Origin of the sequence: Tsukamurella sp. NPDC003166, from assembly GCF_040611135.1 — a bacterium.
Taxonomy (GTDB): domain Bacteria; phylum Actinomycetota; class Actinomycetes; order Mycobacteriales; family Mycobacteriaceae; genus Tsukamurella.
Genome location: NZ_JBEXNL010000006.1, coordinates 46904 through 67096, shown reverse-complemented (window position 1 = coordinate 67096; position 20193 = coordinate 46904). Strand labels below are relative to the sequence as shown.

Here is a 20193-nt window from a genome sequence, read left to right as displayed (position 1 = left end):
CTCAGCGACATCGTGACGTTCCTGATCGTGCTCGGGGTGCTCGCGGTCCTGTTCTCGCTGATGATGCTGGGCTGGCGCCGCCGCGGGCAGCGTCAGGCAGCCGCGGTCGGTGAGATCCCGACCACCCCCGAGCAACTGCGCGACCTGGTCTTCGGGCCGGTGTCGGGGGTGTACGTGGGCAGCACCGTCGCGCCGCACTGGCAGGACCGGGTCGCGGTGGGCGACTGGGGGTACCGCGCCACCGTGAACCTGAGCCGGTACGCCGACGGCTACCTGATGGAGCGCGGCCGCGGCAATCCGATGTGGATCGCGGACGACCGCATCGTCGAGGTCCGCCGCGCCTCGAAGCTCGCGGGCAAGGTCATGCCCGGCGACGGCCTGCTGGTCCTCCGCTGGGAGCTGCCCACCGGCACCGTCGTCGACACCGGGTTCCGTGCCGATGACAAGACGACGTATCGAAAACTGATGGACAAGAGGGAAACGGAATGACTGCTCAACTTTCGACCGCGCTACTGGTTCTGGAGGACGGCACCGTCCACCGCGGTGTGGAGTTCGGCGCGGTCGGCCAGACCCTCGGTGAGGCCGTCTTCTGCACGGCCATGACCGGGTACCAGGAGACGCTCACCGACCCGTCGTACGCGCGGCAGATCGTGGTGGCCACGGCCCCGCAGATCGGCAACACGGGCTGGAACGACGAGGACGACGAGTCCCGCGGCGACAAGATCTGGGTCGCCGGTTACGCCGTGCGCAATCCCACCCGCCGCGTGAGCAACTGGCGCGCCAGCGGCACCCTGGAGGGTGAGCTGGTGGACCAGGGCGTCGTCGGCATCGCCGGCATCGATACCCGCGCGCTGGTGCGCCGCCTGCGCGACCACGGCTCCATGCGCGCCGGGGTCTTCTCCGGGGAGGCGCTGGCGCCCGAGGCCGAACTCCTCGACCGGGTGCGCGCGCAGCCGTCGATGAAGGGACAGAACCTGATCGGCGAGGTCTCGACCACGGAGTCCTACACCATCGAGCCCGACGGTGACGCCCGCTTCACCGTCGTTGCCGTGGACCTCGGCATCAAGACCAACACCCCGCGGATGTTCGCCGAGCGCGGCATGCGGGTGCACGTCGTGCCCTCGACCATCACGCTCGACGAGGTGCGCTCCTTCAATCCGGACGGCTTCTTCCTCTCCAACGGCCCCGGCGATCCGGCGACCGCGGAGCACGAGGTCGAGCTGACCCGCGGCGTGCTGGACGCCGGCCTGCCGCTGTTCGGCATCTGCCTGGGCAACCAGCTGTTGGGCCGCGCCTTCGGCCTGCAGACCTACAAGATGAAGTTCGGCCATCGCGGCATCAACATCCCGGTGGTCGAGGACTCGACCGGCCGGATCTCGATCACCGCGCAGAACCACGGCTTCGCCCTCGAGGGGGAGCGCGGCGCCGAGTTCGAAACTCCGTTCGGCCGCGGGCGCGTCAGCCACGTCTGCGCCAACGACGGGGTCGTGGAGGGCGTCGAGCTCCTCGACGGCCGAGCCTTCTCCGTGCAGTACCACCCGGAGGCCGCGGCCGGCCCGCACGACGCCGCCTACCTCTTCGACAAGTTCGCCAGCATCATGAGCACCACGGGAGAGAAGTAATGCCGCGCCGCACAGACATCCAGCACGTCCTGGTGATCGGCTCGGGGCCGATCGTGATCGGCCAGGCCTGTGAGTTCGACTACTCCGGCACCCAGGCGTGCCGCGTACTGCGGGCCGAGGGCCTGCGCGTCTCGCTGGTGAACTCGAACCCGGCGACGATCATGACGGACCCCGAGTTCGCCGACGCCACCTACATCGAGCCCATCACCCCCGAGTACATCGAGAAGGTCATCGTCGCCGAGCGCGACAAGGGATTCCCGATCGACGCGGTCCTCGCCACCCTCGGCGGCCAGACGGCGCTCAACGCCGCCGTCGGGCTGCACGAGCAGGGCATCCTCGACAAGTACGGCATCAGCCTCATCGGCGCCGACTTCGACGCCATCCAGCGCGGTGAGGACCGGCAGAAGTTCAAGGACATCGTCGCCAAGATCGGCGGTGAATCCGCCCGCTCCAAGGTCTGTTTCACGCTCGACGAGTGTCTGGAGACGGTGGCCGACCTCGGCTATCCGGTCGTCGTCCGCCCGTCGTTCACCATGGGCGGCCTCGGCTCCGGTATGGCCTACGACGAGGCCGACCTGCTCCGCATCGCCGGCGCGGGCCTCGCGGCTTCGCCGACGGCGAACGTGCTCATCGAGGAGTCGATCCTCGGCTGGAAGGAGTACGAGCTCGAGCTCATGCGCGACGGCCGTGACAACGTGGTGGTCGTCTGCTCCATCGAGAACGTCGACCCCGTCGGCGTCCACACCGGTGACTCGGTCACCGTCGCGCCGGCGATGACGCTCACCGACCGCGAGTACCAGATCATGCGCGACCAGTCGATCGCCATCCTCCGCGAGGTCGGCGTCGACACCGGCGGCTGCAACATCCAGTTCGCGCAGGACCCGCGCGACGGCCGGCTGGTCACCATCGAGATGAACCCCCGCGTCTCGCGCTCCTCGGCGCTGGCGTCCAAGGCCACCGGCTTCCCGATCGCCAAGATCGCCGCGAAGCTCGCCGTGGGCTACACGCTGGACGAGATCCTCAACGACATCACCGGCGAGACCCCGGCGTGCTTCGAGCCGACGCTCGACTACGTCGTGGTCAAGGCGCCGCGGTTCGCCTTCGAGAAGTTCCCCGGCGCCGACGACACGCTCACCACCACGATGAAGTCGGTGGGCGAGGCGATGAGCCTGGGCCGCAGCTTCGCCGAGGCCTTCGGCAAGGTGATGCGCTCGTTGGAGACCAAGCGACAGGGATTCTGGACGGGCGCGCCGGTCGAGGGCACGCTCGAGGAGCTGCTGCAGGAGATCACGGTCCCCAAGGACGGCCGGTTCTACCTGATCGGCCGGGCCTTCGAGCTGGGAGCCACCGTGGAGCAGGTCTTCGCCGCCACCGCGATCGACCCCTGGTTCCTCGAGGAGATCAAGGCCGTCATCGACCTCGGCACGCAGGTCCGCGACGCGGACCTGACGCCGGACCTGGTGCGGCTGGCCAAGACCCACGGCTTCTCCGACCTGCAGATCGCCGAGCTCCGGGGCGTGAGCGAGGACGAGATCCGCGCCTACCGGCACGAGCACGGCGTGCGGCCGGTCTACAAGACCGTCGACACCTGTGCCGCCGAGTTCGAGGCGAAGACCCCGTACCACTACAGCAGCTACGAGCTCGACCCGTCGGCCACCAGCGAGGTCGCGCCGCAGACCGAGCGGCCCAAGGTGCTCATCCTCGGCTCGGGCCCCAACCGCATCGGCCAGGGCATCGAGTTCGACTACTCGTGCGTCCACGCCGCGCTCACGCTGAGCGAGGCCGGCTACGAGACCGTGATGATCAACTGCAACCCCGAGACGGTCTCCACCGACTACGACACGGCCGACCGGCTCTACTTCGAGCCGCTGACCTTCGAGGACGTGCTCGAGGTCTACCACTCGGAGCAGCGCTCCGGCGAGGGCGGCCCGGGCGTCGTCGGCGTCATCGTGCAGCTCGGCGGCCAGACCCCGCTCGGCCTCGCCGCACGCCTCAAGGCCGCGGGCCTGCCCATCGTCGGTACCTCGCCCGAGGCCATCGATCTCGCCGAGGACCGCGGCGAGTTCGGCCGCGTCCTCACCGAGGCGGGCCTCCCGGCGCCCAAGTTCGGCACCGCCACCACCGCCGACGGTGCCCGCGAGGTCGCGTCCGGCATCGGTTACCCGGTGCTCGTGCGCCCCTCGTACGTGCTCGGTGGTCGCGGCATGGAGATCGTCTACGACGAGCAGGCGCTGCTCGATTACATCTCGCGCGCAACCGAACTCGCGCCCGACCGGCCCGTCCTGGTGGATCGGTTCCTCGAGGACGCGGTGGAGATCGACGTCGACGCCCTGTGCGATGCCACCGGCGAGGTCTTCATCGGCGGCATCATGGAGCACATCGAGGAGGCGGGCATCCACTCCGGCGACTCGGCGTGCTCGCTGCCGCCCACCACGCTGGGCCGCGCCGATATCGACGCGGTGCGCACCGCCACCGAGGCGCTCGCCCGCGGTATCGGTGTGCACGGCCTGATGAACGTCCAGTACGCGCTCAAGGACGACGTGCTCTACGTGCTCGAGGCGAACCCGCGGGCCTCCCGCACCGTGCCCTTCGTCTCGAAGGCCACGGCGGTGCAGCTGGCCAAGGCCTGCGCGCGGGTCATGCTGGGGCAGACGATCGCCGAGCTGCGCGAGCAGCAGATCCTGCCCGCGCAGGGCGACGGCTCGCAGATGCCGATCGACGCGCCGGTCTCGGTCAAGGAGGCCGTGCTGCCGTTCAACCGGTTCCGCCGCGCGGACGGCACCGGCGTCGACTCGCTGCTCTCGCCCGAGATGAAGTCCACCGGCGAGGTGATGGGCGTGGACCGGGACTTCGGTACGGCCTTCGCCAAGTCGCAGACCGCGATCAGCGGCTCGCTGCCCGCCACCGGCAAGGTCTTCGTCTCGGTCGCGAACAAGGACAAGCGCTCGCTGATCTTCCCGGTCAAGCGGCTGGCCGATCTGGGCTTCACGATCGTCGCCACCGAGGGCACCGCGGACGTGCTGCGCCGCAACGGCGTCCGGGCGGAGACGGTGCTCAAGCACTCCGACGTGATTCCCGAGGGCGAGCAGTCCATCGTCGAGAAGATCAAGGCGGGCGAGATCGGCCTGATCATCAACACGCCCTACGGCAACGCCGGACCGCGCGTGGACGGCTACGAGATCCGCACCGCCGCCGTCCAGGCGTCGGTCCCGTGCGTGACCACGGTGCAGGGCGCCTCCGCGGCGGTCCAGGGCATCGAGGCCGCCCTGCGCGGGGGGATCGGCGTCAAGAGCCTGCAGGACATGCACGCGGCCCTGGTGAACCTGTGACCTTCGCGCAGCGGGTCGCCGCCGCTGCCGCCGACCGGGGGCGGCTCGTCGTCGGCATCGACCCGCACCCGCCGCTGCTGGCGGCGTGGGGCCTGTCCGACGACGCCGCCGGCGTTCGCGCGTTCGGCCTGCGGTGCGCGGAGGCCTTCGCCGGCGAGGTCGGCTTCGTCAAGCCCCAGGTCGCCTTCTTCGAGCAGTTCGGCGCAGCCGGCATGCTCGCACTGGAGGAGGTCATCGCTGCCTGCCGGGAGGCGGGCGCCGTCGTCATCGCGGACGCCAAACGCGGCGACATCGGTTCCACCATGGCCGGGTACGCCCGCGCGTGGCTGCAGGACTCACCGCTCGCGGCCGACGCGGTCACCCTGTCGCCGTACCTCGGTTACAGCTCGCTCGCGCCGGCGATCGACGCGGCGCGCGCCGCCGGGCGCGGGGTCTTCGTCCTCGCCCGCACCTCGAACCCCGAGGGGGCGCAGGTCCAGGCCGACGGTGTCGCGCAGCGCATCGTCGACGATGCCCGGGCCGACAACGCGGACGGGACCGGCACCGTCGGGCTCGTCGTGGGTGCCACCCGCGAGCACGGCCTGCACCTGGACGGCCTGGGCGGCCCGGTCCTGGCGCCCGGCCTCGGCGCGCAGGGTGCGACCCCGGCGGACCTGGCGGCGATCTTCGGCGCCGGAACGACGGTGCTGCCCAACTCCTCTCGACAGGTGCTCGCCGCCGGGCCCGATGCCGGTGCGCTGCGCTCGGCGGCGCTGTCCGTGCGGGATGAGGTGGAGCGCGCCCTGGCCTGACCGATCGGGTCTATGGTCGGATCCGTGAACGTCGATGTGACACCGCTGCCGGGCATCGGAGTGCGTAAGGACTTCGAACTGACCACAGGCAGGAGGGTGGGGGTCGTGGCGCACCGGGACGGCACCGTCGAGCTGTTCCTGTCGGAACGGGACGATCCCGACGCCTGCGCGGCCCAGGTCCCGCTGACCGGCGAGGAGGCGAGCGTGCTCGCCAACCTCCTGGGTGCGCCGCAGTTGGTCAATCAGCTGCGTGCGGAGCAGCGCGAGCTCGAGGGCATCAACACCCGGCAGCTGCCGATCGTCGCCGGTTCGCCCTATGACGGGCGGACCCTGGGGGAGACCCAGATGCGGACGCGGACGAAGGTCTCGCTCGTCGCGGTGATGCGCGCCGGTGAGGTGCAGCCCTCGCCCGGGCCGGAGTTCGTGTTCACCGCGGGCGATCTCCTGGTCGTGGTCGGAACCACGCAGGGCATCGAGGCCGCCGCGCAGATCCTGACGAACGGGTGACCCTCCACCTCGACGAGAACACGGTCGCCCTGATCGAGCTCGGTGCGATCTTCTTCGCCCTGGGGTTCCTGGGCCGGGCCGCGAGCAGGTTCGGGATCTCACCCATCCCGCTGTACCTGATCGGCGGCCTCGCCTTCGGCGTCGGCGGCGTGATCCCGTTGGGGGAGGCCTCCGACTTCAGCCACGTCGCCGGCGAGATCGGCGTGGTCCTCCTGCTACTCATGTTGGGGCTGGAGTACACCGCGGCCGAGCTGATCACCGGGATGCGGCAGTCCTGGCTGGCCGGTGTGCTGGACATCGTGCTCAACGCGACCCCCGGCGCGATCGTCGCGCTCGTGCTCGGCTGGGGGCCCACCGGGGCGCTGGTCCTGGCCGGCGTCACCTACATCTCGTCGTCGGGCATCGCGGCCAAGGTGCTCAGCGACCTCGGTCGGCTGGGCAACCGCGAGACGCCGGTGGTGCTCTCGGTACTCGTGTTCGAGGATCTGGCGATGGCGGTGTACCTGCCCATCCTCACGGCCATCCTGGCCGGCCTCGGTCTCGTGGGTGAGGTGGAGGCCGTGACGATCGCGGTGGTCGTCGTGGGGGTCGTGCTGATCTCGGCGGTGCGCTACGGACACCGGGTGTCCGCGCTGGTCTACAGCGAGGACCGCGAGGTCTTCCTCCTGGGGTTGATCGGCGCGGCGCTCCTGGTGGCCGGTGTCGCGTCCGCGCTGCAGGTCTCCGCCGCTGTGGGGGCGTTCCTCCTCGGCATCGCGATCTCGGGCTCGATCGCGCACGAGGCGACGCGGCTGCTGGAGCCGCTGCGGGACCTGTTCGCGGCGCTCTTCTTCGTGGTCTTCGGCCTGAACACCGATCCGCGGTCGATCCCGCCCGTGCTGGGGTGGGCCGTGCTGCTCGCGGCGGTCACCACCGTGACGAAGATCGCCACCGGGTGGTGGGCCGCCGGCCGCATCGGCGTCCGGCGCCTGGGTCGGGCGCGCGCGGGTGCCGCACTCGTCGCCCGCGGCGAGTTCTCGATCGTCATCGCCGGCTTGGCCGTCTCCGCGGGTGCCGTCGACGGGCGGCTGGCGGCCCTCGCGACCACCTATGTGCTGATCATGGCGGTGCTGGGACCGATCATCGCTCGGGTGGTCGAACCCGTCGTGCGGCTCGGCGAGCGGACGGTCCGGCGGGTCCGCTCGGACGCGGCATCGTCGACGGGGTGACCGGAACCGTCCGACACGCCCGGGCACGCCGGGATCCGCAGGTATTTTCGCAGGTCACATGAGTTTCACCCGTCACATCGAAAAATTGCGGTCGGTACGGTCCTACCGATCTGAAAGCATTGTGGGGCAACGATTCTCGATTGCAACACTGGTGATCGGACGGTGACCTCGCCGCCGTCGGCGAGTATCGCCTACATCACCGCCAAACCGCAGGTGAGAGGGGGGTGGGGTTCCCATGGCGAGCGAAACGTGGGTACCGTCGCAGGAGTCGCAAGTACGCGGCAAAGACGTACGTACATCGAAGACGGAGGAATCGTGGCCCTTCCCCAGTTGACCGACGAGCAGCGTGCCGCTGCTCTGGAGAAGGCAGCTGCCGCTCGCCGTGCCCGCGCTGAGCTGAAGAACCGGCTCAAGAGTGGCACCACCACCCTGCAGCAGGTGCTGAAGGACGCGGAGGCCGACGAGGTCATCGGCAAGATGAAGGTCTCGGCCCTGCTCGAGGCCCTGCCCAAGGTGGGCAAGGTCAAGGCACAGGAGCTGATGACCGAGCTGGAGATCGCCCCCACGCGCCGCGTGCGCGGTCTGGGCGACCGGCAGCGCAAGGCGCTGCTCGAGAAGTTCTCCGCCTGACACATCAGTGTCCGGAGTAGTTCCCGCAGGCCGGAGGGGCCGACTGGTTGTACTGGTCGGCCCCTCCGCCGTCGGTAAGTCATCGGTGGTCGGCAGGCTCCGCAGCGAGGTGCCCGACCTGTTCTTCTCGGTGTCCGCCACCACGCGCGATCCGCGCCCCGGTGAGGTGGACGGCCGGGACTACCACTTCGTCGGCGATCGCGGCTTCGACCGTCTGATCGCGGACGGCGACCTGCTCGAGTGGGCGGAGATCCACGGCGGCCTGCAGCGGTCGGGCACGCCCGCACGGCCCGTGTACGAGGCGCTCGACGCCGGACGCCCCGTCCTCGTCGAGGTCGACCTCGCGGGTGCCGCCAGCGTGAAGGCGGCGTTGCCCGAGGCGCTAACGGTGTTCCTGAGCCCCCCCAGTTGGGACGAGCTGGAGCGCCGGCTGCGCGGACGGGGCACCGAGAGCCCGGAGAAGATCGCGCGCCGGCTCGAGACCGCGAGGGCCGAGATGGCCACCCGCGACGACTACGACGCCGTCGTCGTCAACGACGACTTGGACCGCGCGGTGGGTGACTTGGTATCCTTACTGGTCGGCCCCGAATCGCCCCGAGCGTAGACTGGCCGGAGAAGCGAATTTCGTGAAGATCCGTAACGTAGGAGACGCGTGAGCACCACCACTGAGACCGTGTACGACCAGCCGCTCGGCATCACCAACCCGCCGATCGACGAGCTGCTCGAGCGCACCTCCTCGAAGTACGCCCTGGTGATCTACGCGGCCAAGCGCGCGCGTCAGATCAACGACTACTACAACAGCCTCTCGGACGGCATCCTCGAGTACGTCGGCCCGCTCGTCGAGCCCGGCCTGCACGAGAAGCCGCTGTCGATCGCGATGCGCGAGATCCACGAGGATCTCCTGGAGCACACCGAGGGCGAGTGAGCTAACAGCGACATGATCATCGTCGGCGTCGGCGGCGGCATCGCCGCCTACAAGGCGTGCGCAGTGGTCCGGCACTTCACGGAGCGCGGGCACGAGGTGCGGGTCATCCCCACCGAGTCCGCGCTCAAGTTCGTGGGCGCCGCCACGTTCGAGGCGCTGTCCGGGAACCCGGTGCAGACGTCGGTCTTCGAGTCGGTCCCCGACGTCCCGCACGTGCGCCTCGGTCAGCAGGCCGACCTCGTCGTGATCGCGCCGGCCACCGCCGACCTGATGGCGCGCGCCGCGCAGGGCCGGGCCGACGACCTGCTCACCGGCACCCTGCTCACCGCGCGGTGCCCGGTCGTGTTCGCCCCGGCGATGCACACCGAGATGTGGGAGCACCCCGCCACCCGCGCCAACGTCGCGACCCTGCGGGAGCGGGGCGCCGTCGTCATCGAGCCCGCGTCCGGCCGGCTGACCGGCAAGGACACGGGAGCGGGACGGCTGCCCGAGCCCGACGAGATCGGTGCGCTCGCGGACGTCCTGCTGGAGCATCCGGGCGCGCTGAACCGGGACCTCGAGGGGCGTACGGTCGTCGTGTCCGCCGGCGGCACCAAGGAGGCGCTCGACCCGGTTCGCTACCTCACCAATCGCAGCTCGGGCAAGCAGGGCTATGCGCTGGCCCGGCTCGCGGCGCAGCGCGGCGCCCGTGTCGTCCTCGTCGCGGGCAACACCGTCGGCCTGGCGGATCCGCCCGCGGTCGAGGTGGTGCGCATCGCCTCCGCACTCGACCTGCAATCCGCGATGGCCGAGCACGCCGCCGCGGCCGATCTCGTGATCATGGCCGCCGCGGTCGCGGACTACCGCCCCGCGGAGGTCGCCACCACCAAGCTCAAGAAGGGCGCCGACGGCACGAGCGTGGCGCTCGAATCGATCACGATGGTCGAAAACCCGGACGTGCTCGCCGGCCTGGTCGCCGCTCGGCGTGACGGCGGGTTGCGGGCCGACGCGGTCATCGTCGGATTCGCGGCCGAGACGGGCGACGCCGGCGGCACGGTCCTGGACTACGGCCGGGCCAAGCTGCAGCGCAAGGGATGCGACCTCCTGGTCCTCAACGCGGTGGGCGACGGCCGTGCCTTCGAGGTCGACGAGAACTCCGGCTGGTTGCTGGGGGCGGACGGCGGCGAGAGCGCGCTACCGCTCGGATCGAAGTCCGCCATGGCGGCGCGCATACTGGACGCGGCGTCCGCCCGGCTGGGCTCCGCCCACTAGATTTCTTCTGACATCGCAAACTCCATCGAGAGGACCTTCGACAGTGGCTTCCGGATTCGCCAATTCCGCCCATCGCCTGTTCACCAGCGAGTCGGTCACCGAGGGGCACCCGGACAAGATCTGTGACGCGATCTCGGACTCGATCCTCGACGCGCTGCTCGCGGAGGACCCGGCGTCGCGCGTCGCCGTCGAGACGCTGGTCACCACGGGTCAGGTGCACGTCGCGGGTGAGGTCACCACGTCGGCGTACGCGGACATCCCGCACATCGTGCGCGACAAGGTGCTGGAGATCGGGTACGACAGCTCGGCCAAGGGCTTCGACGGCAACTCCTGCGGCGTGAACATCGCCATCGGGGCGCAGAGCCCCGAGATCGCGCAGGGCGTGGACCGCGCCTACGAGCACCGCGTCGACGGCGCCGTGGACGAGATCGACGCGCAGGGCGCGGGCGATCAGGGCCTGATGTTCGGCTACGCGTGCTCGGACACGCCCGAGCTGATGCCGCTTCCGATCTCGCTGGCGCACCGCCTCTCGCGTCGGCTCACGGAGGTCCGCAAGAACGGCACGCTTCCCTACCTGCGGCCCGACGGCAAGACCCAGGTCACCATCGAGTACGCCGGCGAGCAGCCGGTGCGGCTCGACACCGTCGTCATCTCCAGCCAGCACGCGGCCGACATCGACATCGACGCGATGCTGACCCCGGACCTGCGCAGCCACGTGCTCGACTCGGTGATCGCCGAGCTGAACCTGCCGAGCCTGGACACCTCGGACGTGCGGCTGCTGGTGAACCCCACCGGCAAGTTCGTGCTCGGCGGCCCGATGGGCGATGCGGGCCTGACCGGACGCAAGATCATCGTCGACACCTACGGCGGCATGGCCCGTCACGGTGGCGGCGCGTTCTCCGGCAAGGATCCGTCGAAGGTGGACCGGTCGGCCGCGTACGCGATGCGGTGGGTGGCGAAGAACGCCGTCGCGGCGGAGCTCGCGGAGCGGATCGAGGTCCAGGTCGCGTACGCCATCGGCAAGGCGGCCCCGGTCGGGCTGTTCGTGGAGACCTTCGGCACCGAGAAGATCGACCCGGCGAAGATCCAGCAGGCGATCACCGAGGTGTTCGACCTGCGCCCGCGCGCGATCATCAACGAGCTGGACCTGATGCGCCCGATCTACGCGCCGACGGCGGCGTACGGCCACTTCGGTCGCACCGATATCGATCTGCCGTGGGAGCACACCGACCGGGTGGACGCGTTGCGCACCGCGGCGGGCCTCTGACAGAGCCCACCGGCGTGAGCGGACCCGGTCCCGCCGAGGCGGCCCAGGCCGCCGTCGAACTCCCGATCGCCCGGGTGCTTCCTCTCCTGCAGGTCAGTCACCTCGATCGGGAGTTCGACTATCTGGTCCCGCCCGAGCTGGCTGCGACCGCGCAGCCGGGCGTCCGGGTCCGCGTCCGCTTCTCCGGCCGACTGGTCGACGGCTATCTGCTCGAGCGGCTCCCACGCACCGAGCACGAGGGCAGGCTCGCCCCGCTGGTCCGGGTCGTCTCACCGCTGCCGGTGCTGACGCCGCCGGTGCTGCGGCTGGTCACCGAGGTCGCCGCACGCTACGCGGGGACCCGCGCCGACGTGCTCCGGCTCGCGATCCCGCCTCGGCACGCCCGCGTCGAGAAAGCGCTCCTGGAGCAGGAGGCCGCCGGGCCCGCGTCGGTCGTGGCGCCGGACGGTGCGCTCGCCGAGTACACCCACGGCGTGCAGTTCGCCGCGGCGGCGGTCGGCGGCCGATCGCCGCGTGCGATCTGGCAGGCGTTGCCCGGTGAGGACTGGGCGGCGCGGCTCGCCGAACTCACGGCCACCGTCGTGGCCGCCGGCCGCACGGCCCTGCTCATCGTCCCGGATCAGGCGGACCTCGACCGTCTGGCGGCGGCGTGTGCCCAGCTGGATCCCGCGGTGCTGGCGGCGGGGCTCGGGCCGTCGGCGCGGTACCGGCGCTGGCTCCTCGCGCGGCTCGGCCGCGCCCGGGTGGTGATCGGCACGCGCAGCGCAGCCTTCGCACCCCTGCCCGACCTGGGCCTCATTGCGCTGTGGGACGACGGGGATGAGTCGCTGGTCGAGCCCCGCGCGCCCTATCCGCACACCCGCGAGGTGCTCGCGCTGCGTGCCCACCAGGAGAACGCGGCGCTCGTGATCGGCGGTTTCGCCCGGACCCCGGAGTCGCAGGCCCTGGTGGACGCGGGGTGGGCCGCGGAGATCACGGCGCCGCGCGAGCTGGTGCGGCAGCGCTCGCCGCGGATCGTGGGCGTGGCGGACTCCGACACGGCGCTCGCGCGCGATCCGCTGGCGCGCTCCGCGCGATTGCCCGCGGCCGCGTTCGCCGCGGCGCGAGCGGCGCTGGACGCGGGCAGTCCAGTGCTGGTCCAGGTACCCCGTCGGGGCTACGCGCCCGCGCTGTCCTGCGATCGGTGCCGGACGCCCGCGCGGTGCCGACGGTGCCACGGCCCGCTCGAGCAGGCGTCCGGCGGGGCGCTCCGCTGCCGATGGTGCGCGCAGGCCGACGCCGCGTACCGGTGCCCGGCGTGCGGCGGGACCACGATGCGGGCGGTGATCGTGGGTGCGATGCGGACGGCCGATGAACTCGGGCGCGCGTTCCCGGGCGTGGTCGTGACGACCTCGGGCGGGGAGTCCGTGCTGACCGAGACGACGGCGGACCGTCGGATCGTGGTGGCCACGCCGGGCGCCGAGCCCGTGGTGGAGGGCGGCTACGGGGCGGCGCTCCTGCTCGACGGCTGGCTGCTGCTGGGCCGGGCCGACCTGCGGGCGGGGGAGGAGACGTTGCGCCGATGGATGAACGCCACGGCGCTGGTCGCCGCGGACGGCACGGTGGTGTGCGGCGCGGACGCGGGTATCCCCGCCGTGCAGGCGCTGATCCGGTGGGACGCGGCGGGTTTCGCCGCGTCCGAGCTCGCCGAGCGGGCCGAGGTGGGTTTCCCGCCCGCCACGCACCTCGCGGCGCTCGACGGTGCTGAGGCCGACGTCCTCGCCCTCGCCGAGGCGGCCGCGCTGCCCGACGGTGCCGAGGTGCTCGGCCCCGTCGACCTGCCGCCCGGCGTGCGGGTCCCGGGCGCGCCCGACGACGGCCCGCCGCCGCAACGGCTCCTGGTCCGGGTGGCGCGGCGCGACGGCCGGGCCCTGGCGCGGGCACTGTTCCTGGCCCAGGTGGGTCGGAGCCTGCGCCGTGAGGGGGATCCCGTGCGGATCCAGATCGATCCGCTGCGGATCGGATAGACGGGCGCGTCAGCGTCGCGGCAGCCTCGCCTCGACGGCGCTGATCGACAGGCCGATCATGTACTCGAACTCGGCGTCCGCGTCGAATCGTGCGAGGTCGGCGGCCACGGACTCCACGGCCGGCAGGCCGCACGCGGCCAGCCCGGCCCGGCGCCGCTCGATGGCCTCGGCGTCGGTCATGCCGAACGTGGGCGCCGCCTCGAACTCGCGGAGCAGGGTGCCGATCAGCGCGGCCAGCTGCGCCCGCATCAGGTGCACCGCCTCGGCGGGGTCGAAGCCCGCCGCGAGGAGCACCTCGAGGATCGACTGGGTGGGCGCGAGGGCCGCCACCGACTGCACCTGCCGCGTGAGCACGAGTGTCGCGGCCCTGGGGTGTGCCTGCGCGGCGGTGCGGAAGGCGAGCGCCACGCCCGCGAGATCGGCGCGGAGGTCGCCGGTGGGTACGTGCACGACGATCGAGCTGAGGATGTGCTCGGCGACGGCGTCGAGCAGGTCCTCCTTGTCGCGGACGTGGTTGTACAGGCTCTTCGGGTCGACGGACAGGTGTCGGGCGATCGATCGCATCCCGACCTCCGCGACGCCGTGCTCGTCGATGAGTGCGAGCGCGGCGTCGACGACGGCGGCGCGACTGAGCCGCGGCGCGCCCAGGGCGGGGCGCCCGCGACGGGGAGGCGGCGGACTGCTCATGAGGACATCATCCCCCATGTTTGCCATATCTATTTAACCCACTGTGTGGGTAAAATGGCGAGCATGATCGCCCACAGCTCCCGCTTCGTGATGCCGCCCGCGTCCGTCCTCCGTGCCCGCGAGAAGCTCGTGCTCGACCACTTCCACGACGAGGTGCGCCAGGACTGGGACGCCACGCTGTCGACGTTCCCGCATCCGCACTACGAGCTCGTCGCCCAGATGACGGTGCACGACGGTGACGCGGAGGTGCGGGACTACTACGCCGACACCCGCATCGCGTTCCCCGACCAGGACCACGAGCTGATCGCGCTGCGGCACAGCGTGGACGCGGTCATCGTCGAGTTCTGGCTGCTCGGCACCCAGCGCGGGCCGCTCGGCGCGATCCCGCCCACCGGCGCTCGGCACCGCACGCGGATGACCGCGTACTTCGTGTTCGACGAGCAGGAGAACCTCGTTGCCGAGCGGATCTACTTCGATCAGCTGACGATCCTCCGGCAGCTGATCGCCGGGCTGAACCTGCGGACACCGTCGGGCCTGATCACGCTCGGCAGGGTGCTGTTCGGGGCTCTGCGCATGTCCCGCGGCGAGCCGGATCCCCGGCTGGTCCGGACCAGGCCGCCTACGCTCGACGGATGACGCGCACTAGCCTGGCGGCGTGAGCGGAACAGGATTCCACGCGGGCTGGGCGAAGACGGACATCACCGGCGAGCCCTGGGGTGTGGGTCTGATGGGCTACGGGATGCCGGGGCAGCGCGGACGGGGCCTGCTCACCCGGCAGTGGGCCCGCGCCTTCGTCGTCGCGACCTCCTCGCATCGGGTGGCCCTCGTCGTCGCGGACATCGGCATGTTCTTCCAGGCGGCGGTCGACGAGATCACCGATCGCCTGGCGATCGCGACCGGCGGCCGGTTGACCGCCGAGAACGTCGTCCTCACGGCGACGCACACGCATTGCGGTCCCGGCGGTCACGGCCGGCACCGGCTCTACAACATCACGACCCTCGGGCACCATCGCCGGACCTTCCACCGCCTCGTCGACGGCGTGGTCCGCGCCGTCCTCGACGCCGAGGCCGCGCTCGCGCCCGCGGACCTCTCGCTCGCCCGCGGCGAGCTGCACGACGCCTCCGTCAACCGCAGCGCGACCTCCTTCGACCGCAACCCCGACCGTGACCGGCTCCCCGGGCGGATCGACCCCGCGGTGACCCTGCTGCGCATCGAGCGCGACGGCGAGCTCCGCGCGGCGATCGACTGGTTCGCGGTGCACTGCACCTCCATGGGCAACGGCAACCGCCTGATCAGTTCCGACAACAAGGGCCGGGCGGCGTCGGCGTGGGAGGCGCAGGAGCGTGATCGCCTGCCGGATTTCGTGAGCGCGTTCGCCCAGACCAACGCCGGCGACATGTCGCCGAACCTCGGTGGCAGCGCCGGACACGGCCCCACCGATGACGAGCGCGACAACACCGCCGAGATCGGCCGCCGCCAGCTCGAGGCGGCCCGTGCCCTGGCCGCGGAGCAGGGCCGGCCGCTGGCCCCCGTCGTCGACCACCGGCTCACCTACGTCGACTTCGGTGCCGCGCAGACCGCCTCGGGCCCCACGGGCCGTGCCGTCCTCGGCGCGGCGTTCGCGGCGGGCACCTCCGACGGGCTGGGCGCGACGGTCTTCCAGCAGGGGCTGGGCAACCGGGTCGGCGCGATCAGCCGGGCGCTGTACCGGCACGACCCGGTCCTCGCGGCCCAGCAGGCGCCGAAGGAGATGCTGCTGCCGGTCGGCAGGCTGGGCTGGGTGCAGGAACGCCTGCCGGTGCAGCTGATCCGGCTGGGTGGGCTGCGCCTGCTGTGTCTGCCCATGGAGGTCACGGTCATGGCGGGCGCGCGGCTGCGGGATGCGGTCGCCGACGCGGCGGGTACCGCCGCGGGAGACGTGCTGGTCCAGGGCTACGCGAACGGGTACGGCCACTACCTGACGACGCCCGAGGAGTACGACGCGCAGCGGTACGAGGCCGGGGCCACCGTGTTCGGCCGCAACCAGCTGGCCGCGGTGATTCAGACGGCGTCCCGGCTCGCGGCCGACCTCGCCGCCGGCCGGCCCAGTGAGCCCGGTACGCCCCCGGCGCGGCAGCGCGCGGGGAGGTTCGGGTCACCGTCGGGCTCGACGGTGTTCAGTCGGCCCCGCCCGGTGCGGGTGGCGGCCGTGCGCACGCCGCAGCCGGGCGGGCGGCTCACCGTCGACTTCGACTGCCCGCACCCGAACCGCGTGATCCCGGACAGCTACGCCCGCGTCGAGCGGCGCGACGGGGAGCGCTGGGTCCCGATCGCCGACGACGACTCGCCCGAGACGGAGATCTCCTGGGAGCGAACCGGAACCGCGTTCGTGGCGACGGTGGCCGTCGACCTCGGCGGGCGCGCCGGGCAGTACCGGGTGGGCTACGCCGAGGCCGTTCCCGGCCGGTACACGTGGGCGCACGTCCGGGTTCACTGAGCGCCCGGCTCAGAGGTGCGCGAGAGCCCTGACCGGGTCCTCCACGTAGTCCGCGAACAGCCGCAGGAAGCCACCGGCCTCGCCACCGTCGCACACGCGGTGATCGAAGGAGAGCGATACCTGTGCGACCTTGCGGACGGCGATCGCGCCGTCGACCACCCACGGCCGGTCGATGATCCGGCCGATCCCCAGGATCGCCGCCTCCGGGTGGTTGATGATCGGCGTGGAGCCGTCGACGCCGAACACGCCGTAGTTGTTGAGGGTGAAGGTGCCGCCGGTGAGCCGGCCCGGCGGCAGCTTCCCGTCGCGGGCGAGCGCCGTGGTCTCCGAGAGCCGCTGTGCCAGTTCCACCGTGGTCAGGGTGTCCGCATCGGCGAGCACCGGCACCACCAGTCCGCGTGGGGTCTGCGCGGCGATCCCGAGGTGCACGCGACCGTACTGGATGATCTGCCGGCGCGCGAGATCGACGGACGCGTTGAGTTGCGGGTAGCGGCGCAGCGTCGCCACGGTGAGGCGGGCGAGCAGAGCGAGCAGGCTCACCCGGTCCGACCCGGGCAGCGCCGCGTTCATCGCCGCCCGCGCGGCCAGTAGCTCGGTGGCGTCCACGTCGACCCACGTGGTGGCGTCGGGGATCTCGCGGCGGCTGGTGCTCAGCTTGTCCGCCACGGCCTTCCGGATGCCGTTGAGGGGGATGTGGACATCGCTGCGGGTACCGGCCGTGGACGCTGCCGTGGGCGCTGGTGCCTCGCGCTCGGCGAGTGCGGCGTCGACATCGGCCCGCCGGATCACGCCGCCCACGCCCGAGGGTCGCACCGTCGCGAGATCCAGACCGTGCTCGCGGGCCAGGGCGCGCACGACGGGGGAGATGACCCGCACGGCCGAGGGCGTCGACGGTGCCGGGGCGGGCGCAGCCGCCGGGCCCGGCGACGCCGGTTCGACGGTGCGGCTCGCCGGCGCGGTCCGCCGCCGCCGGCGGGCGGGTCCGTCGGCGCTGGTGCCGTACCCGATGAGGACGTTGCCGGAGGCACCGTCGGTGCTCGGGACATCGGGTGTGCGGACCGGGGTCTCGGAGCTCGCCATGCTGTCCCGGACGGCGATCAGCGGCTCGCCGACGCGCAGGACATCGCCGGGGCCGCCGTGCAGTGCGATCACGGTGCCCGCGTAGGGGACCGGCACCTCGACCGCCGCCTTGGCGGTCTCCACCTCGACGACCACCTGGTCGACGGTCACGGTGTCGCCCACGGCGACCCGCCAGGACAGGATCTCGGCCTCGGTCAGCCCCTCGCCGAGGTCGGGGAGTCGGAACACCTTCTCGCTCATGCGGACACCGTCCAACGGGGGTCCACCTGATCGTCCCACTGCAGCCGGTCCACGGTGTCGAGGATCCGGTCCACGCCGGGCAGGTGCAGGCGTTCGAGCTTCGGCGGGGGATAGGGGATGTCGAGGCCGCTCACGCGGAGCACGGGTGCCTGCAGGTGATGGAAGCATCGCTCCTGCACGCGGGCGGCGATCTCGGCGCCGACGCCGGCGAAACCCTGCGCCTCCTGCACCACCACGCACCGGCCCGTGCGCCGGACCGAGGCGGTCACCGTCGCGTCGTCGAAGGGCACGAGCGTGCGCAGGTCGATCACCTCGAGCGAGCGCCCGTCCTCGGCGGCCGCCTTCGCGGCGTCGAGCGCGACCCCGACCGACGGGCCGTAGGAGACGAGCGTCGCGTCGGTCCCGGCCCGCCGTACCTCCGCGCTGCCCAGCGGCTCGCCGATCGTGAGATCGCTGTCCTCCGAGGCGAAGTAGAGCCGCTTGGGCTCGAGGAAGACGACGGGGTCGGGGTCGTCGATCGCGCGGCGGAGCAGCGTGTAGGCGTCGCCGACCGTCGCGGGCGCGGCCACCTTCAGCCCGGGCGTATGGACGTAGTAGGCCTCGCTCGAATCGCAGTGGTGCTCGACACCGCCGATGCCGCCCGCGTAGGGGACGCGGATCACCATCGGCACGGTCAGCGCGCCGCGAGTCCGATTGCGCAGCTTGGCCACGTGGGAGACGATCTGCTCGAACGCGGGGTAGGCGAAGGCGTCGAACTGCATCTCGACGACGGGCTTGAACCCCGCCATGGTCATGCCGACGGCGAAACCGATGATCCCCGACTCGGCGAGCGGGGTGTCGAAGCAGCGGTCGGCGCCGAACTCGCGGGTCAGACCGTCGGTCACGCGGAAGACACCGCCGAGCGTGCCGACGTCCTCGCCGAACACGACCACGTTCGGATCGGCGGCGAGCGCGTCCCGCAGGGCGGTATTGAGTGCCTGGGCCATGTTGTGACGCGGCATGTTTCAGTCCTCCCGGGAAGCTTCTGCGGCGGCGAGCTCCGCCTCGACGAGTGCCTGCTGCTCCCGCAGTTGGGGTGTGGGCTCGGCGTACACGTGCCGGAACAGGTCCGCGGGATCGACGGGGTGGTCCTCGTTCATCCGCTCCCGCAGGTCCGCGGCGGCGGCCTCGGCCTCGTCGGCCACCGCGGCGACGAAGGCGTCGTCGATGCGGCCCCGCGCCCGCAGGTGCGTCTCCAGCCGCGTGATCGGGTCGCGGCGGACCCACTCCTCCACCTCTGCGGTCGTGCGGTAGCGGGTCGCGTCGTCGGCGTTGGTGTGCGCGTCGATCCGGTACGTGTGGGCCTCCACGATGACGGGCCCGTTGCCCGAGCGGACGAAGTGCGCGGCCTCCTGCATCACGCCGAGCATCGCGATCGGATCGTTCCCGTCGACCTGTTCGGAGCCGATGCCGTAGCCGACGCCCTTGTGCGCCAGGCTCGGTGCGGCGGTCTGCCGCGAGAGCGGAACGCTGATCGCGAAGCCGTTGTTCTGCACCAGGAACACCACCGGCGCGTGGAACACTGCGGCGAAGTTGAGGGCCTCGTGGAAGTCGCCCTCGCTGGTACCGCCGTCGCCGCACAGGGCGAGCGCGATCGTGTCGGTGCCGCGCAGGTGCTCGCCGTGCGCCACGCCCGCGGCGTGGAGCAACTGCGTGGCGAGCGGGGTGCACTGCGGCGCCGTGCGCAGGGCCGCCGGGTCGTAGCCGCAGTGCCAGTCACCCGCGAGCAGCGTCAGGACCTGGACGGGGTCCACGCCGCGGGCGGTGAGGGCCACGGAATCGCGGTAGGTCGGGAACAGCCAGTCGGTGGGGCGCAGGCACATCGCCGCCGCGATCTGGCAGGCGTCCTGCCCGTGCGACGACGGGTACACCGCGAGGCGGCCCTGTTTGGTCAGTGCCGTGGCCTGCGCATCGAACCGCCGCCCGAGGACCATCCGCCGGTACATCTCGATCATGCGGTCGTCGTCGGGGTGCGGATAGCGCGCGTGCGAGTCGGTGAGCGCGCCGGCCTCGTCGAGGTACTGGACGGGTGTGTCCGCCGGAAGGAACTTCCGGTACCTCGGCTCGCCCGCGACATCGGTGGTGGTCACATCGTCCTCCGTTCTCGGCCTGTGATGACGGTCTCACCGATGGAC

18 protein-coding genes are annotated in these 20193 nt (G+C 71.7%); 14 read left to right on the top strand and 4 right to left on the bottom strand.

The features are described 5' to 3' along the window. Nucleotides 1-60 precede the first annotated feature (60 nt). From ABZX10_RS09330 to ABZX10_RS09275, 12 genes are all read left to right on the top strand, one after another. Nucleotides 61-489 carry a transporter gene (locus tag ABZX10_RS09330; RefSeq protein WP_355538217.1) on the top strand — a complete coding sequence of 143 codons (429 nt, stop codon included), beginning with the start codon at nucleotides 61-63 and terminating at the stop codon, nucleotides 487-489. Further along, nucleotides 486-1622, top strand: coding sequence for a glutamine-hydrolyzing carbamoyl-phosphate synthase small subunit (gene carA / locus ABZX10_RS09325; protein WP_355537725.1), 1137 nt, complete (start codon nucleotides 486-488; stop codon nucleotides 1620-1622). The genes ABZX10_RS09330 and carA overlap by 4 nt, the downstream gene beginning before the upstream one ends. Further along, nucleotides 1622-4951, top strand: a complete 3330-nt coding sequence (gene carB / locus ABZX10_RS09320) for a carbamoyl-phosphate synthase large subunit (RefSeq protein WP_355537722.1) — start codon at nucleotides 1622-1624, stop codon at nucleotides 4949-4951. The genes carA and carB overlap by 1 nt, the downstream gene beginning before the upstream one ends. Next, nucleotides 4948-5742, top strand: coding sequence for an orotidine-5'-phosphate decarboxylase (pyrF, locus tag ABZX10_RS09315; protein ID WP_355537719.1), 795 nt, complete (start codon nucleotides 4948-4950; stop codon nucleotides 5740-5742). Before carB ends, pyrF begins: the two co-directional genes overlap by 4 nt. A gap of 24 nt (nucleotides 5743-5766) precedes the next feature. Continuing rightward, nucleotides 5767-6249 carry a cation:proton antiporter regulatory subunit gene (locus ABZX10_RS09310; RefSeq protein ID WP_355537717.1) on the top strand — a complete coding sequence of 161 codons (483 nt, stop codon included), beginning with the start codon at nucleotides 5767-5769 and terminating at the stop codon, nucleotides 6247-6249. Next, complete coding sequence (locus ABZX10_RS09305; protein ID WP_355537714.1) at nucleotides 6246-7457, top strand: cation:proton antiporter; 1212 nt, start codon at nucleotides 6246-6248, stop codon at nucleotides 7455-7457. The genes ABZX10_RS09310 and ABZX10_RS09305 overlap by 4 nt, the downstream gene beginning before the upstream one ends. 315 nt (nucleotides 7458-7772) lie before the next feature. Beyond that, nucleotides 7773-8087 (top strand): integration host factor, actinobacterial type, encoded by a 315-nt coding sequence (gene mihF, locus ABZX10_RS09300; protein ID WP_068569137.1) that lies wholly within the window; start codon nucleotides 7773-7775, stop codon nucleotides 8085-8087. Between the two features lie 7 nt (nucleotides 8088-8094). Then, nucleotides 8095-8691, top strand: coding sequence for a guanylate kinase (gene gmk / locus ABZX10_RS09295; RefSeq protein WP_355537710.1), 597 nt, complete (start codon nucleotides 8095-8097; stop codon nucleotides 8689-8691). Nucleotides 8692-8739: 48 nt separating this feature from the next. Continuing rightward, nucleotides 8740-9012: a DNA-directed RNA polymerase subunit omega gene (gene rpoZ, locus ABZX10_RS09290; protein WP_068520856.1), complete on the top strand. Its 273-nt coding sequence runs from the start codon at nucleotides 8740-8742 to the stop codon at nucleotides 9010-9012. 12 nt (nucleotides 9013-9024) lie between these two features. Beyond that, nucleotides 9025-10263, top strand: coding sequence for a bifunctional phosphopantothenoylcysteine decarboxylase/phosphopantothenate--cysteine ligase CoaBC (coaBC, locus tag ABZX10_RS09285; RefSeq protein WP_355537705.1), 1239 nt, complete (start codon nucleotides 9025-9027; stop codon nucleotides 10261-10263). 43 nt (nucleotides 10264-10306) lie between these two features. Then, nucleotides 10307-11530 (top strand): methionine adenosyltransferase, encoded by a 1224-nt coding sequence (gene metK, locus ABZX10_RS09280; protein WP_355537702.1) that lies wholly within the window; start codon nucleotides 10307-10309, stop codon nucleotides 11528-11530. Between the two features lie 14 nt (nucleotides 11531-11544). Then, nucleotides 11545-13536, top strand: a complete 1992-nt coding sequence (locus ABZX10_RS09275) for a primosomal protein N' (protein WP_355537699.1) — start codon at nucleotides 11545-11547, stop codon at nucleotides 13534-13536. Nucleotides 13537-13545: 9 nt separating this feature from the next. Here the strand turns inward: ABZX10_RS09275 and ABZX10_RS09270 are convergent, their stop codons facing one another. Beyond that, nucleotides 13546-14223, bottom strand: coding sequence for a TetR family transcriptional regulator (locus ABZX10_RS09270; RefSeq protein WP_355537696.1), 678 nt, complete (start codon nucleotides 14221-14223; stop codon nucleotides 13546-13548). Nucleotides 14224-14286: 63 nt separating this feature from the next. On the opposite strand from ABZX10_RS09270, the gene ABZX10_RS09265 reads away from it, so the two are divergent. Both ABZX10_RS09265 and ABZX10_RS09260 read left to right on the top strand, forming a co-directional pair. Then, nucleotides 14287-14859, top strand: coding sequence for an ester cyclase (locus tag ABZX10_RS09265; protein WP_355537693.1), 573 nt, complete (start codon nucleotides 14287-14289; stop codon nucleotides 14857-14859). 19 nt (nucleotides 14860-14878) lie between these two features. Next, nucleotides 14879-16699, top strand: coding sequence for a neutral/alkaline non-lysosomal ceramidase N-terminal domain-containing protein (locus ABZX10_RS09260; RefSeq protein WP_355537690.1), 1821 nt, complete (start codon nucleotides 14879-14881; stop codon nucleotides 16697-16699). 9 nt (nucleotides 16700-16708) lie between these two features. On the opposite strand, the gene ABZX10_RS09255 is transcribed toward ABZX10_RS09260, so the two are convergent. From ABZX10_RS09255 to pdhA, 3 genes are read right to left on the bottom strand one after another with little or no spacing between them, the layout of a single operon-like run. After that, nucleotides 16709-18019, bottom strand: a complete 1311-nt coding sequence (locus tag ABZX10_RS09255; protein WP_355537687.1) for a dihydrolipoamide acetyltransferase family protein — start codon at nucleotides 18017-18019, stop codon at nucleotides 16709-16711. Next, a complete protein-coding gene (locus ABZX10_RS09250; protein WP_355537684.1) occupies nucleotides 18016-19020 on the bottom strand; it encodes an alpha-ketoacid dehydrogenase subunit beta in 1005 nt (334 codons plus the stop codon). The genes ABZX10_RS09255 and ABZX10_RS09250 overlap by 4 nt, the downstream gene beginning before the upstream one ends. A 3-nt stretch (nucleotides 19021-19023) precedes the next feature. Then, a complete protein-coding gene (gene pdhA, locus ABZX10_RS09245) occupies nucleotides 19024-20148 on the bottom strand; it encodes a pyruvate dehydrogenase (acetyl-transferring) E1 component subunit alpha (protein WP_355537681.1) in 1125 nt (374 codons plus the stop codon). Nucleotides 20149-20193 lie beyond the last annotated feature (45 nt).

What these genes read in the sequence shown, in the direction of transcription:
- ABZX10_RS09265 (WP_355537693.1), top strand. Translation starts at nt 14,287, where the DNA reads ATGATCGCCCACAGCTCCCGCTTCGTGATGCCGCCCGCGTCCGTCCTC.
- coaBC (WP_355537705.1), top strand. Translation starts at nt 9,025, where the DNA reads ATGATCATCGTCGGCGTCGGCGGCGGCATCGCCGCCTACAAGGCGTGC.
- ABZX10_RS09270 (WP_355537696.1), bottom strand. Translation starts at nt 14,223, where the DNA reads ATGAGCAGTCCGCCGCCTCCCCGTCGCGGGCGCCCCGCCCTGGGCGCG.
- ABZX10_RS09250 (WP_355537684.1), bottom strand. Translation starts at nt 19,020, where the DNA reads ATGCCGCGTCACAACATGGCCCAGGCACTCAATACCGCCCTGCGGGAC.
- ABZX10_RS09255 (WP_355537687.1), bottom strand. Translation starts at nt 18,019, where the DNA reads ATGAGCGAGAAGGTGTTCCGACTCCCCGACCTCGGCGAGGGGCTGACC.
- carB (WP_355537722.1), top strand. Translation starts at nt 1,622, where the DNA reads ATGCCGCGCCGCACAGACATCCAGCACGTCCTGGTGATCGGCTCGGGG.
- carA (WP_355537725.1), top strand. Translation starts at nt 486, where the DNA reads ATGACTGCTCAACTTTCGACCGCGCTACTGGTTCTGGAGGACGGCACC.
- ABZX10_RS09330 (WP_355538217.1), top strand. Translation starts at nt 61, where the DNA reads ATGATGCTGGGCTGGCGCCGCCGCGGGCAGCGTCAGGCAGCCGCGGTC.